This window comes from Mesorhizobium sp. M7A.F.Ca.US.008.03.1.1, assembly GCF_003997495.1.
Lineage (GTDB): Bacteria > Pseudomonadota > Alphaproteobacteria > Rhizobiales > Rhizobiaceae > Mesorhizobium.
The window spans coordinates 24,898-38,035 of sequence record NZ_RZRU01000021.1 but is presented as its reverse complement, the minus strand read 5'-3'; the positions used below and the strand labels follow the sequence as shown (position 1 = coordinate 38,035).

13 protein-coding genes are annotated in these 13,138 nt (G+C 62.9%); 7 read left to right on the top strand and 6 right to left on the bottom strand.

Annotated features, from left to right (window positions below; all coding sequences use genetic code 11):
- Nucleotides 1-5: 5 nt before the first annotated feature.
- Nucleotides 6-1,817, top strand: a complete 1,812-nt coding sequence (gene yidC, locus EOA16_RS24795; RefSeq protein WP_127260548.1) for a membrane protein insertase YidC — start codon at nt 6-8, stop codon at nt 1,815-1,817.
- 179 nt (nt 1,818-1,996) lie between these two features.
- Nucleotides 1,997-2,557 (top strand): fasciclin domain-containing protein, encoded by a 561-nt coding sequence (locus tag EOA16_RS24790; protein WP_127260547.1) that lies wholly within the window; start codon nt 1,997-1,999, stop codon nt 2,555-2,557.
- 188 nt (nt 2,558-2,745) lie between these two features.
- Here EOA16_RS24790 and EOA16_RS24785 read toward each other — a convergent pair whose 3' ends face one another.
- Genes EOA16_RS24785 through EOA16_RS24775 form a run of 3 tightly spaced genes read right to left on the bottom strand, consistent with a single transcriptional unit; the run spans nt 2,746 to nt 6,033 of the window.
- Nucleotides 2,746-4,287 carry a DHA2 family efflux MFS transporter permease subunit gene (locus tag EOA16_RS24785; RefSeq protein WP_127260546.1) on the bottom strand — a complete coding sequence of 514 codons (1,542 nt, stop codon included), beginning with the start codon at nt 4,285-4,287 and terminating at the stop codon, nt 2,746-2,748.
- Nucleotides 4,284-5,576, bottom strand: a complete 1,293-nt coding sequence (locus tag EOA16_RS24780) for an HlyD family secretion protein (RefSeq protein WP_127260545.1) — start codon at nt 5,574-5,576, stop codon at nt 4,284-4,286. The genes EOA16_RS24785 and EOA16_RS24780 overlap by 4 nt, the downstream gene beginning before the upstream one ends.
- Nucleotides 5,569-6,033, bottom strand: coding sequence for a MarR family winged helix-turn-helix transcriptional regulator (locus EOA16_RS24775; protein WP_127260544.1), 465 nt, complete (start codon nt 6,031-6,033; stop codon nt 5,569-5,571). The genes EOA16_RS24780 and EOA16_RS24775 overlap by 8 nt, the downstream gene beginning before the upstream one ends.
- A gap of 118 nt (nt 6,034-6,151) precedes the next feature.
- Between EOA16_RS24775 and EOA16_RS24770 the strand changes: the two genes are divergently transcribed.
- The 3 genes from EOA16_RS24770 (at nt 6,152) to yihA (ending at nt 7,945) form a co-directional block, all read left to right on the top strand.
- Entirely contained in the window at nt 6,152-6,526 is a 375-nt protein-coding gene (locus EOA16_RS24770) for a hypothetical protein (protein WP_245456015.1), read from the top strand.
- 124 nt (nt 6,527-6,650) lie between these two features.
- Nucleotides 6,651-7,289 (top strand): CatB-related O-acetyltransferase, encoded by a 639-nt coding sequence (locus EOA16_RS24765; protein ID WP_164754377.1) that lies wholly within the window; start codon nt 6,651-6,653, stop codon nt 7,287-7,289.
- Complete coding sequence (gene yihA / locus EOA16_RS24760) at nt 7,286-7,945, top strand: ribosome biogenesis GTP-binding protein YihA/YsxC (RefSeq protein ID WP_024502094.1); 660 nt, start codon at nt 7,286-7,288, stop codon at nt 7,943-7,945. The genes EOA16_RS24765 and yihA overlap by 4 nt, the downstream gene beginning before the upstream one ends.
- 45 nt (nt 7,946-7,990) lie before the next feature.
- On the opposite strand, the gene EOA16_RS24755 is transcribed toward yihA, so the two are convergent.
- Nucleotides 7,991-8,725, bottom strand: a complete 735-nt coding sequence (locus EOA16_RS24755; protein WP_127260542.1) for a TetR/AcrR family transcriptional regulator — start codon at nt 8,723-8,725, stop codon at nt 7,991-7,993.
- Between the two features lie 132 nt (nt 8,726-8,857).
- On the opposite strand from EOA16_RS24755, the gene EOA16_RS24750 reads away from it, so the two are divergent.
- Entirely contained in the window at nt 8,858-10,054 is a 1,197-nt protein-coding gene (locus tag EOA16_RS24750; protein WP_127260541.1) for an HlyD family secretion protein, read from the top strand.
- A gap of 21 nt (nt 10,055-10,075) precedes the next feature.
- A complete protein-coding gene (locus EOA16_RS24745; protein WP_127260540.1) occupies nt 10,076-11,668 on the top strand; it encodes a DHA2 family efflux MFS transporter permease subunit in 1,593 nt (530 codons plus the stop codon).
- Nucleotides 11,669-11,790: 122 nt separating this feature from the next.
- Here the strand turns inward: EOA16_RS24745 and msrB are convergent, their stop codons facing one another.
- Together msrB and EOA16_RS24735 are read right to left on the bottom strand one after the other, a co-directional pair.
- The gene (gene msrB / locus EOA16_RS24740) at nt 11,791-12,294 is read right to left on the bottom strand and encodes a peptide-methionine (R)-S-oxide reductase MsrB (RefSeq protein ID WP_127260539.1); all 504 of its coding nucleotides are present in this window, start codon (nt 12,292-12,294) and stop codon (nt 11,791-11,793) included.
- A gap of 230 nt (nt 12,295-12,524) precedes the next feature.
- A complete protein-coding gene (locus EOA16_RS24735) occupies nt 12,525-13,082 on the bottom strand; it encodes a fasciclin domain-containing protein (protein WP_127260538.1) in 558 nt (185 codons plus the stop codon).
- Nucleotides 13,083-13,138: the final 56 nt, after the last annotated feature.

Genomic DNA, 13,138 nt, shown 5'->3' with positions numbered 1-13,138 from the left:
TTTCGATGGAAAACAACCGGAACTTCTTCATCACCATCGCGCTGTCGGTGCTGATCCTGGCGGTATGGCAATATTTCTACGTGTTGCCGCGCAGCGAAGCGCAGCGCGAAGCCGCCCGCGTCGAACAGCAGCGCGTCGAGGAGCAGAAGAAGGCCGCCGGCACCAATCCCGGTACCGACACCGAAACGCCCGCCGCCCCTGGCGCCATTCCGAATGCACCGGGAACAGACGCCGTGACGCCGGCCGGCCGCGAACAGGCACTCGCCACGACGACCCGCGCCAGGATCGACACGCCGAGCCTCGAGGGTTCGATCAACCTGACCGGCGCCCGTCTCGACGACCTCAAGCTCAAGCACTACACCGAGACGGTCGACAAGAACTCACCCGAGATCAGCCTGCTCAACCCGGCGGCACTGCCCAATGGCTACTATGCCGAGATCGGCTTCGTCGGCAACGACAAGACCGGCGCGGTGCCCGGTCCCGAGACTGTGTGGGCCGTCGACGGCAATGCGACGCTGACGCCGACGACCCCGGTCACGCTGACCTATTCGAACGACAAGGGCCTGACCTTCAAGCGCACCTTTTCCGTCGACACCAACTACATGTTTACGGTGTCCGACACGGTGCAGAATGCGGGCACGGCCGCCGTCTCGCTGTCCAATTACGGCCGCGTCACCCGCTTCGACAAGCCGCTCGTTGCCAGCACCTATGTGCTGCATGAGGGCCTGATCGGCTTCACCGGCACCGAAGGCCTTCAGGAGCACAAATACGCGTCTATCGAGAAGGACAAGCAGTTCACGCCGGGCAAGTCGACCGACGGATGGCTCGGCATTACCGACAAATACTGGGCGGTGACGCTGGTCCCGACCGAGAAGCAGCCGTTCCAGCCGCGCTACGCCTATTTCGAGGACGGCCGCCATCGCTACCAGTCCGATTTCCTCACCGACCCGATCACCGTCGATGCCGGCCAGTCGGCGACGGTGGAGAGCGAAATCTTCGCCGGCGCCAAGGAAGTCGGCAAGATCAACGCCTATGCGGAGGACCGTCATATCAAGCGGTTTGATCTCCTGATCGACTGGGGCTGGTTCCACTTCATCACCAAGCCGATGTTCTGGCTGATCGACACGCTCTACAAATTCTTCGGTAATTTCGGCCTGGCCATCCTCGCCACCACCGTCATCGTCAAGGCCATCTTCTACCCCCTCGCCAACAAGTCCTACGCGTCGATGGCGAACATGAAGAAGGTGCAGCCGAAGATGCTCGAGATCCGCGAGAAATACGCGGACGACAAGATGAAGCAGCAGCAGGCGATGATGGAGCTGTACAAGACCGAGAAGATCAACCCGCTTGCCGGCTGCTGGCCGGTGGCGCTGCAGATCCCGGTCTTCTTCTCGCTCTACAAGGTGCTCTACATCACCATCGAGATGCGGCACGCGCCGTTCTTCGGCTGGATCCAGGATCTGGCCGCACCCGACCCGACGTCGCTGTTCAACCTCTTCGGCCTGATCCCGGTCACCCTGCCGCACATGCTGATGATCGGCGTCTGGCCGCTGATCATGGGCGTCACCATGTTCCTGCAGATGCGCATGAACCCGACGCCACCGGATCCGACGCAGGCGGCGATCTTCACCTGGATGCCTGTCATCTTCACCTTCATGATGGCGGGTTTCCCGGCCGGCCTGGTCATCTACTGGGCGTGGAATAACACGCTGTCGATCCTCCAGCAGGGCATCATCATGAAGCGCCAAGGCGCCAAGATCGAGCTGTGGGACAATCTGGTCGCGCTGTTCCGAAAGAAACCATCACCGGCCGAATAGAAGGCGCAGTGCTTTCTCCAGCTTTCAAAGCCCCGCCTCGCGCGGGGCTTTTTTCGTTCAAGCAGCTCCGGCATCACGTTCCCGTGATCGGCGAAACTTGCGCCCCGCCGGCGGCGTGACTGCCTGTGCGTTTCCAAAGGCTATCAATTCCGATTAGCCCTCACCCGGAGGAAGACCACATGCGCTTGCCGTCATTCAGGACCATCGCCCTTTCCGCGCTCGTCGCCAGCGTGGCGATTGCCGCGCCTGCCTATGCCAAAAACCCGAATGTCGGCGGCGCGCCGATGTACACCACCAAGAACATCGTCGAGAACGCCGTCAATTCGAAGGACCACACGACGCTGGTCGCCGCGGTCAAGGCCGCCGGCCTGGTCGACACGCTGCAGGGCGCCGGCCCGTTCACAGTCTTTGCCCCGACCAATGCAGCGTTTGCGAAATTGCCCAAAGGCACCGTCGACACGCTGCTGAAGCCGGAGAACAAGGACAAGCTCACCAAGGTGCTGACCGCGCATGTCGTGGCCGGCAAGATTTCGGGCGCCGAGATGATGAAGAAGGCCAAGGCGATGGGCGGCAAGTACGAGATGAAGACCGTCTCCGGTGACACGCTGACCGCCGAAGTCAAGAAGGGCAAGCTCTACATCATGGATGAGTCAGGCGGCGAAGCGCGAGTGATGATCGCCGACGTCAACCAGTCGAACGGCGTCATCCACGTCGTCAACAAGGTGCTGTTGCCGAAGTAACGGCTTCCGGCGAAGGGGATCAAGGCAGATCCGTTGGGGCTTTCTCGGGTCTGCCGTCCCCACTTCGTGACGAGGTGCCATGTTTCTTGGGAAGTCGTATCGGCATCCGCCGGGGTCCTGTAGTCCCTCACAGGACCCCCGTTTCTTTTTGGCTGTTGCTTGTCCTGCCAGATGAGCCTCGACCGTCGTCACTCCATCACGGCGCTGTGGTCGATCTTGGCCGGAGCCGCCGGCTTGCGCAGCAACAGAACCAGCGGGATGGCGGCCAGCGACAGGATCATCATCAACTTGAAGTCGTTCATGTAGCTGATGATTGTCGCCTGCAGCGTCACCACGCCGTCGAGCGCGGCCCGGCCGGCGGCGCTGTATGGGTTCATCGCCTGGAAGATCACCGGATTGCCGAACGCCTGGTTGTAAGGCGTCACATAGGTGGCGATGTTGGCGTGGTTGATCTGCACGTTCTGCGTCAACAGCGCGGTGACGACGGATATGCCGACGCTGGAGCCGATGTTTCGCGACAGATTGTAAAGGCCTGTACCTTCCGCGCGCCGCTCCGGCGCCAGCGTGGCGAAGGTGATGGTGGTCAGCGGCACGAACAGGAAGCCCAGGCCCCCGCCCTGGATGAAGCCGGTGCTGATGATCGTCCATTGCGAGACATCAGGCGTCCAGCCGGTCATGTCATACATCGCCCAGGCGGTGACCAGCAGGCCGGTTAGAAGCAGCCAGCGCGTGTCCACCTTGCCGATCAGCCTGCCGACCAGGAACATGCAAGCCATGGTGCCAAGACCGCGCGGCCCCATGACGATGCCGGCCGTCACCACCGGATAGCCCATCAGCGTCTGCAGATAGGGCGTCATCAGGGCCAGCGAGGCCAGATAGGTGATGCCGATGATGAAGATGAAGATCATGCCGACGGCAAAGTTGCGGTCGAGGAAAAGCCTCGGATTCACGAACGTGTTGCGGGCGGTGAAAGTGTGGACGAGGAAGATGTAGAAGGCCGACGCGCAGATCAGTGCCTCGACGATGATTTCGGACGATGAGAACCAGTTGAGCTGCTCGCCGCGATCGAGGAACATCTGCAGCGATGCGATGGTGACGCTGAGCATGCCGAAGCCCAGCCAGTCCAGCCTCGCCTTGAGGTCCGTCTTGGCTTCCTGGACGAACATCGACACGCCGGCGAAGGCCAGGGCGCCGATCGGGACGTTGATGTAGAACACCCAGCGCCAGCTGACATTCTCGGTCAGCCAGCCGCCGATGACCGGTCCGAGCACCGGTCCGACCATCACTGAAACGCCGAACAGCGCCATCGCCGAGCCGCGCTCCTCGACGCTGTAGATGTCGAGCAGGATGCTCTGCGCCAGCGGCACCAGGGCCGCGCCGAACAGGCCTTGCAACAGGCGGAATCCGACGATCTGCGGCAGCGACTGCGCAAAGCCGCACAGTACCGACGCGACGACGAAGCCGGTGATGGATATCAAAAGGATGCGCTTGCGGCCGAAACGGTTGGCAAGATAGCCCGAAGGCGGCGTCATGACGGCGGCCGCCACGATGTAGGACGTCAGCACCCAGTTTATCTGGTCGGCGCTCGCCGAAACGCTGCCCTGGATATAGGGCAGCGCCACATTGGCGATGGTCGTGTCCAGCGCCTGCATGATCACGGCCAGGATCACGCAGGCGGTGATGGCGCCGCGATTGGCGACCACGCCACCTGTCGCGGACGCGCCGGTCATGACTTTTGTCCGAACCGGCCGAGGACGTCCGTCACGAAGTCCGGCAGGCCGCGCGCATGGCCGGTATCGATGCCGACCACGACGCTCATCCCGCCACGCAGTGGCGGCTTGCCCTGGAGATCGTCCACCGTCACGCGCATCGGAATGCGCTGCACGACCTTGACCCAGTTGCCGGTGGTGTTCTGCGCCGGAAGCAGCGAGAAGCTCGACGATGACGCCGGGCTGATCGAGGCGACCGTGCCGTGCCAGACGGCACCGGGGTAGCTGTCGACGCTGATCGTCGCTGTCTGTCCCGGCCGCACATAGGTCAGTTCGGTTTCCTTCGGCTCCGCAGCGATCCACAGATCGGTCGCCGAAATCAGGCTGAACGCCGGCTGCGAAGCCGGCAGGTACTTGCCGACCTGAAGCGCGTCGACATTGGTGACGATGCCGTCGAACGGCGCCTTGACGATGGAATCGGTAAGGTTGCGCTGGGCGTCGTCGACCGCCGACTGCGCCTGAAGGTAGAACGGGTTCTTCTCCAGCGGCTGGCTGGCGTCGCCGCCGAGCTGGGCAAGCGTCGCCTGTGCCTGCGCTTGGGCAACGGACACTTTCTGGCGGGCGGCGACGAGGTCGTGCTGGGCGCTGTCGAAGGTCGCCTTGGAAGAGGTGGAGGTCTTGAGCAGATCCTGCTGGCGCTGGAAAGCGGCCTCATAATAGGGAATGTCGGCCTGCGCCTCCTCGATCAGCGCCTGCGACTGCTGGTAGCTCGCCTGCAGGGTCAGCACCTGATTGCGCACCGTGCCGAGCTGCGCCTGGGCGGCGGCAAGAGCAGTTTCGAAAGAGGCCGGCCGCAGCCGGAAAAGCACCTGGTCCTTCTTCACCGCCTCGTTCTCGTGCACGTCGATCTCGGACACAGTGCCGGAGACATCGGTGGAAACGCCGAGCGACTGCGCCTGGATGTAGGCATTGTCGGATGTCATGACCTGACCGCCGATGACGTAGTAATAGCCGCCGACGACCAGCGCGACCGGAAGCAGGGCAAACAGGATCGGCCGTGCCCGGCCGCGCTTGGGCTTGACCGGCGCCGGAGGCGCCTCCGCAACCCCGGCCTGGCGTGGCTCCTTGGACGGAGCCTCGAGCGCCGCCGGCTCCAGGGCGACCGGTGCTTCGAGCTCGCCATTGTCGATGACGGTGCTGGCTCGCCTTTGCTCGCGTTCGCTGTCCAGTCGGATGACCTGGTCGCGCGCCCGGTCGGCGGCGGATCCGTCTTCTTCGACAGGCTTCTTTGGTGAGGTTGATTCAGCCATGTGTTTTCTCCCGGTCGGCGGCAGGTTGGGCGCAAGCCGCGAGCAGATTGGATTTGATGAGGGATGGGGTTTGCAGCAGATGCGGTTGCGCATCCGTGGGAAGGCCGACGAAGGCCTCGTCACGCGTCTTCTGCCCATTGCTGCGCATGATTTCGATGAGCGGATGGGCATGCGGCTTCAGGTAGAGCAGCCATGCCCGGGGGTCAGCGGGATTGGGCCGGCGCTCGATGAAGCCGCTTGCCTCCATCTTGTCGAGCAGCCGGGCGAGCGTGATCGGCGTGATCTCGATAAGATCGGCCAGCTTGCTCTGGTGGATGCCTTCATGCAGGCAGAGATAGGCCAGCACCTGCCACTGGGCGCGGGCCAGCCCCGATGCCCGCGACCTCTGCTCGAACCGCTTTCGAAGCAGGCGCGCGACATCGTGCAGCACGAAGCTGATGTTGGGTGACGATGGCATGGGAGGTACTGGGGTTGTTCGGCGAGACTTTTTAGTGAGCATGCTTATTATCATCATGCACATAATCCCGCTGGACGCGGTGCGCAAGACGGATTAAGCCCGCCTGGAAAAATGACATATGGGCTGCGACCCACAAAAAGGCTCAGGTAGCAGGCCGTTGCCGGGGCGAGGATACGAGGATGAATTGGCTGAAGATCGCGACCGTGGCGGCCATTGCGGGATGGCCGGCATTGCGCTCGCAAAGGACGCCGTCAGCTGCGGCGGCGCCGCCATGCTGGGTGGCGCGCAATTGAACTGCAGCCACGTCGAACCCCAGGCGTCGCCTCGGTTTTGCACCTATAGCTGGGCTCTCCACATGCCGGCCGGCGAACAGAAAATCCTCGAAGGCAGCTTCATGCTGCCGCCCGGCGCCGCGAATGTCGCCGTCTATCAGGGCAGCGATTTCGACAGTGCGCTGTCTGATCCGATCGTGATTTGCCGCGGCAGCAAATGAGCAAGGCCGTCAAGGAAAGCTCGCTCGTCGCCCGATTGGTGCTATAGGGCGGATCACGCTATTTTGAACGGGCGCGTTCGAGTTTCGGATGCGCCTGGCGGCCATTTCTCTGACGGATTTCGACATGGACGGACCCAACCCAGACATCAAGCACCCGATCCCGATGCATACCCGCGTCGGCTTCCTCAAGGGGCTGGTGAACGCGCCGAACATCGAGATCGGCGACTTCACCTACTATGACGATCCGGACGGGCCGGACAAATTCGCCGAGAAATGCGTCCTGCATCATTATCCGTTCATAGGCGACAAGCTGATCATCGGCAGGTTCTGCGCCATCGCCGAGGGCGCGCGCTTCGTCATGAACGGCGCCAACCACGCCATGTCCGGCTTTTCGACCTACCCGTTCAATATTTTCGGCCATGGTTGGGAAAAGGGCTTTGACCCGGCGACATGGTCCAGGGAAGTGCGCGGCGACACAATCGTGGGCAACGACGTCTGGATCGGCATGGAGGCGGTGATCCTGCCCGGCGTGGAAATCGGCCACGGCGCCATCATCGCTGCGAAGTCGGTGGTGACACATGACGTGCCGCCCTATGCGATTGTCGCCGGCAACGCGGCCAAGGTGGTAAAGATGCGTTTCGACGACCGGACAATCAGGCGGCTGCTGGCGGTGGCGTGGTGGGACTGGCCGGTGGACAAGGTCAGCCGCAACCTCGATGCTATCCGGGGTGCCAATATCTCTCTTCTGGAGGCAGCAGCTTGAACGCTCTGAACAGCAGCATAATCGGCACCGAACTGTTCACGCGCGGGTGGATCTTCATCCGCGGCGTGCCGGCCATGAAATTCCTGCCGCCGGAAGGGCCGCCGGAAATCGCCTTTGCCGGCCGCTCGAATGTCGGCAAGTCGTCGCTGATCAACGCGCTGGTCAACCAGAAGGGGCTGGCGCGCACCTCCAACACGCCGGGGCGCACGCAGGAGCTCAACTATTTCGTGCCGGACGGATTTTCGGGTGAGGGCGCCGACCTGCCGCCCTTGGCGCTGGTCGACATGCCGGGCTACGGCTACGCCACCGCGCCGAAGGAGAAAGTCGACGAGTGGACCAAGCTGGTCTTCGACTATCTCAAGGGCCGCGTCACGCTGAAGCGTGTCTATGTGCTGATCGACGCCCGCCACGGCATCAAGGCCAAGGACGATGAAGTGCTGTCGTTGCTCGACAAGGCGGCGGTGTCCTACCAGATCGTGCTGACCAAGACCGACAAGATCAAGACCGCCGGCGTGCCGCGGCTGATCGAGGAGACGCTGGCAAAGATCAAGAAGCGGCCGGCGGCGTTCCCATTCGTGCTGGCCACCTCTTCTGAAAAGGCCGAGGGCCTTCAGGAATTGCAGGCCGCGATCGTGCTCGCGGCGAATGGCGGCTAAAGCATCCACACCTTAGAGCACGGTCTAGCTAGGGCAGAGCATGGCCTAGGGCTTGGCCTCGACAGCAATCGTCTGATGGCCTTCTTCCGCCACAAGCCTTTCGGTGCCGTATGCCTTCAGGAACATGCTGACGCCTGACCTGACGATGCGGTCGATCTCGTCCTGGGTCGGGGCTTTCGTGCGATAGGCGAAGATGCACTGGCGGAACAGACCGGCCAGGCACAGTTCGGTGAACTGATAGGCGGCAAGATCGACGTCGTCGATGCGCAGCAGGTCGCGCTCGATGGCGGCATTGAGAAACGCCGCGACCTTGTCGTGGCCACGCTTGGGACCGCGTTCGTAAAACCGCGCGCCCATGTCGGGTATCCGGTCGGATGCGCCGATCACCGTGCGCTGCGCCTGGATCACCTTGGCCGACGTGATCTTGAGGGCCAGCACCTTGCCGAACTTCACCAGCGTCTCGCGCAGGTTGTCGGATTTGTCCAGCACGTCATACATGTTCTTGAAGATGGTGCCGCGCTCTTCCTCGATCAGCGCTTCGAACAGCTCTTCCTTGTTGGCGAAGTAGACGTAGATCGTACCCTTGGAGACACCGGCCTCGCGGGTGATGTCGTTCATCGAGGCGGCTTCGAAGCCCTTGTCGATGAAGACACGACGGGCGCCGTCGATGATCTGGCTGCGCTTGACCGGATCCTGCCCCGCGGCCGGGCGGCCACGGCGCAAGCTTTCCAACAGGTCGTCGCACGACTCGTTTTCTACATTGGGCGGAGTCTCGGCCATGAAAGTCACACCTCGGAAATAATTCGAACCAAGCGGTTCGATTGCCCTTGATATGGTCCTCTTTACGCGCTATGTCAACGGCCGGATCGAACCGAACGGTTCAGTATCATATTATAACTTTAGAGAGATGTCATGTCCTCGAACGCGCCGACCACAGCTGAAGTCCGTCCCTTCCCAAACGCCAAGGTCGCGCCCGCGACGGAAGCGCCGGATATGCCTGTCCAGCCCGTCTCGTCGCCGCCGGCAGAGGCTCCGGTCAAGAAGAAGCGCTCGGTGCGCTCCTTTCTGCTGCCGATTATCGGCGTTGCCTTGCTGGGCGCCGGCGCCTGGTATGGTTACGATTACTGGACCACGGGCCGCTTCATGATCTCGACGGACGACGCCTATGTCCAGGCCGACATGGCGTTCATCTCGCCCAAGATTTCCGGCTATGTCGATCAGGTCAAGGTCAGCGAGAACCAGTCGGTCAAGGCCGGCGATCCGCTGCTCGTCGTCGATGACGGCGATTACAAGATTGCCGTGGCCCAGGCCGAGGCGCAGATCGCCACCTTGAGCAAGACGCTCGACCGTATCGACGCCCAGACCGACGCAGCCCGCGCCTCGCTGCAGCAGGCCCAGGCGCAGAAGGTCGCCGACCAGGCCGCGGCCGACAATGCAGCCAAGGTCGAGGCGCGCGCCTCGCAGCTGCTCAAGACGCATGTCGGCACGCAGGCGCAGCTGGACGACGCCCAGACCGCGGTCCAGCAGGCCGATGCCGCCCTTGTCGGCGCCGACGCACAGATTGCCGCCGCGCAGGCCAATATCGGCGTGCTGCAGGCGCAACGCGCGGAATCGGCGAGCACGCTGGCGTCCCTGCAGCTCAGCCATGACAAGGCGCTGCGCGATCTTTCCTTCACCGTGCTCAAGGCGCCTTATGACGGTATCGTCGGCAACCGCTCGGTCGAACAGGGCGACCTCGTCAGCCCCGGCCAGAAGCTCGCCGTCATCGTGCCGATGGACAAGCTCTACATCATCGCCAACTTCAAGGAGACGCAGCTTGCCCGGCTGGTTCCCGGCGAGAAGGTCAAGATCTCGGTCGATGCGACCGACGGCCAGGACTTCGAGGGAACCGTCTCGTCGCTGGCGCCGGCTTCGGGTGCCGTGTTCTCGCTGCTGCCGCCCGAAAATGCTACCGGCAACTTCACCAAGGTCGTGCAGCGCGTTCCGGTCCGCATCGATGTGCCGGCAGATGTGCTGAAGAGCGGCAAGCTGCGCGCCGGCCTGAGCGTCATCGTCGCCGTCGACAGCCGCACCGCCCCATCCGGGTCGGGCTCAGTGGCCGCGAACTGAGCGGCGGCCGGGAGCAATGCCATGGCAACCGCAACCCTGACAGCAGGAGCACCGCCGGCGAGGCCGGCTGTGCCTGACACCATCTCGACGCGGCGCGTCATCGCCTTCCTGGCGATGGTGTTCGGCATGTTCATGGCCATCCTGGACATCCAGATCGTCTCCGCCTCGCTGGCCGAGATACAGGCCGGCCTGAGCGCCAGCTCCGACGAAATCCCGTGGGTGCAGACCGCCTATCTGATCGCCGAAGTGGTGATGATCCCGCTGTCGGGCTTCCTCAGCCGGATGCTGTCGACGCGCGTGCTGTTCACGATCTCGGCGGCAGGCTTCACCGCGGCCAGTGCGCTGGCGGCGACCGCCACCAACATCGACCAGATGATCGTCTACCGCGCCGTCCAGGGCTTCATCGGCGGCGGCATGATACCGAGCGTCTTTGCCGCTGCCTTCACCATCTTCCCGCCCTCGCGCCGCGCCGTCGTCTCGCCTATGATCGGCCTGGTGGCGACGCTGGCGCCGACCATCGGCCCGACCGTCGGCGGCTATATCAGCCATGCCATGTCGTGGCATTGGCTGTTCCTGGTCAATGTCGTGCCCGGCATCCTGGTGACAACGGCGGCCTGGACGCTGATCGACTTCGACAAGCCCAACCTCAAGCTGTTCAGCAAGTTCGACTGGTGGGGCCTCGCCGGCATGGCGGCTTTCCTGGGCTGCATGGAATATGTGCTGGAGGAAGGCCCCAACAATGACTGGCTGCAGGACCAGGGCGTCTTCATCTGCGCCATCGTCATGACCATCGGCGCGGTGCTGTTCTTCTGGCGCGTGTTCACCGCCGAGGAGCCGATCGTCGACCTGAAGGCCTTCACCAACATCAACTTTGCCTTCGGCTCGCTGTTTTCCTTCGTCATCGGCATCGGCCTCTACGGCCTGACCTATCTCTATCCGGTGTTCCTCGGGCGCATCCGCGGCTACGATTCGATGATGATCGGCGAGGCGCTGTTCGTCAGCGGCCTGGCCATGTTCTTCACTGCGCCGATTTCGGGCATCCTGTCGAACAAGATGGACCCGCGCCTGATGATGATGGTCGGCTTCTTCGGTTTCGCCACCGGCACCTGGTGGATGACGCATCTGACCGCCGACTGGGATTTCTACGAGCTGCTCATCCCGCAGATCCTGCGCGGCTGTTCGATGATGCTGTGCATGGTTCCGATCAACAACATCGCGCTCGGCACGCTGCCGCCCGAGCGGCTGAAGAATGCGTCCGGCCTGTTCAACCTCACCCGCAACCTTGGCGGTGCCGTCGGCCTCGCCCTGATCAACACCGTGCTGATCGACCGCAATGCCTTCCACTACGCAAGGCTCTCCGAGCATGTGCAGTGGGGCAGTGAAGCCGCGCAGACCAAGCTGCAGAACATGACGCTCAATTTCGAGCAGACCCCCGGCCTCGACGCGACAAGCGCTGCGATCTCCAAGCTGTCTGGCATGGTGCAGCAGCAGGCGGCGTTGCTGTCCTTCATGGACGTGTTCTTCATGCTGACGGTGCTGTTTGCGACGCTTGGCCTGTTCACCATGCTGATCCGCAAGCCGGCCGCGGCCGGTGGTGGTGGCGGCGGGCATTAAACAAGAGATCCGTAAGCGGCAGCTGTTTCGGGAAGCTCCTCCAGTCCAAGCCCGAAAAGCTCTGACCGCGCAAAAAACTCCGGGCCGCAAGCCCGGAGTTTTTTGCATTCCAGTTTATGGTCTCAAGCCGTGGCGGGTTTGAAGGTCAGTGCCACGCCGTTGATGCAGTGGCGCAGGCCGGTCGGCGCCGGGCCGTCGTCGAAGACGTGACCGAGATGGCCGCCGCAGCGGCGGCAATGTGCCTCTGTGCGCGTCATGCCGAGCGACCGGTCCACGGTCGTGCCGATCGCCTTGGGGATCTCTTGCCAGAAGCTGGGCCAGCCGGTGCCGGAATCGAATTTCGTCTCGGACGAATAGACCGGCAGGTCGCAGCCGGCACAGGCGAAAATGCCCTTGCGATGTTCGTTGAGCAGCGGGCTGGTGCCGGGATACTCAGTGCCTTCCTTGCGCAGCACGTCGAAAGCGGCCGGCGACAGGATGGCTTTCCACTCGGCGTCGGTCTTGGCGATCTCGAACGTCTCGGCCGCTTGTGCTGCCTGCGGATCGCCCATGCGCAGTATCGTTGCCGCGGCCCCGATCACGCCGATGGCGGCGGCACCGCTCAAAAGAAAATCGCGACGGTTCATGACCAGTTCCTCCTGATGTCCTCTTGCCAAACTATACCGCCGCGCGGAAATCAAAACCCGGTGACGGTGACCCCCGAACGAACACTCCGCGCCGTCCCACATCTGCACGTGGACGACGCGGAGTGCGCGGGTCAATTGCGGATCACGGGAGCGGGATCATGCAATCGACGGAGGGTCCTTGCCGTCAGTTCGCCGGCAGCAAGCCCCTTGTTACATCTTGGCCCCCCTTTTTACATTTTAGGGAGCAGAACCTTGTCGATGACGTGGATGACGCCATTGGACTGTTCGACATCGGCGATCGTCACATTGGCGACATTGCCGTTCTCGTCGGTGACCGTGACCTTGCCGCCGTCGGCCTTGAGCGAAAGCTCGCAGCCGCCGACCGTCTTGACCTTGTGGGTGCCGCCGTCAGCCTTGGCCATCGCGGCCACATCCGCTCCCATCGCCTTGGCGCCGATGACATGGCAAGTCAGGATCTTGGTGAGCTTGTCCTTGTTTTCGGGCTTGAGCAGCGTCTCGACCGTGCCGGCCGGAAGGGCTGCGAAGGCCTCGTTGGTCGGCGCGAACACGGTGAACGGACCGGCGCCCTGCAGCGTCTCGACAAGGCCGGCGGCCTTCACGGCGGCGACCAGCGTGGTGTGATCCTTCGAGTTCACGGCGTTCTCGACGATGTTCTTGTCGGCAAACATCGCGGCGCCGCCAACCATCGGGTTTTCGGCATAGGCGGCGGTGGCAAGAGCGGAAACGGCGATCGTGCCGGCGAGCAAAAGGGTGGCGTATCTACGCATGATGTCAAACTCCTCGGGTTTTTCTCTTCCCATCTTTGGGGACGCGAGGAGATACG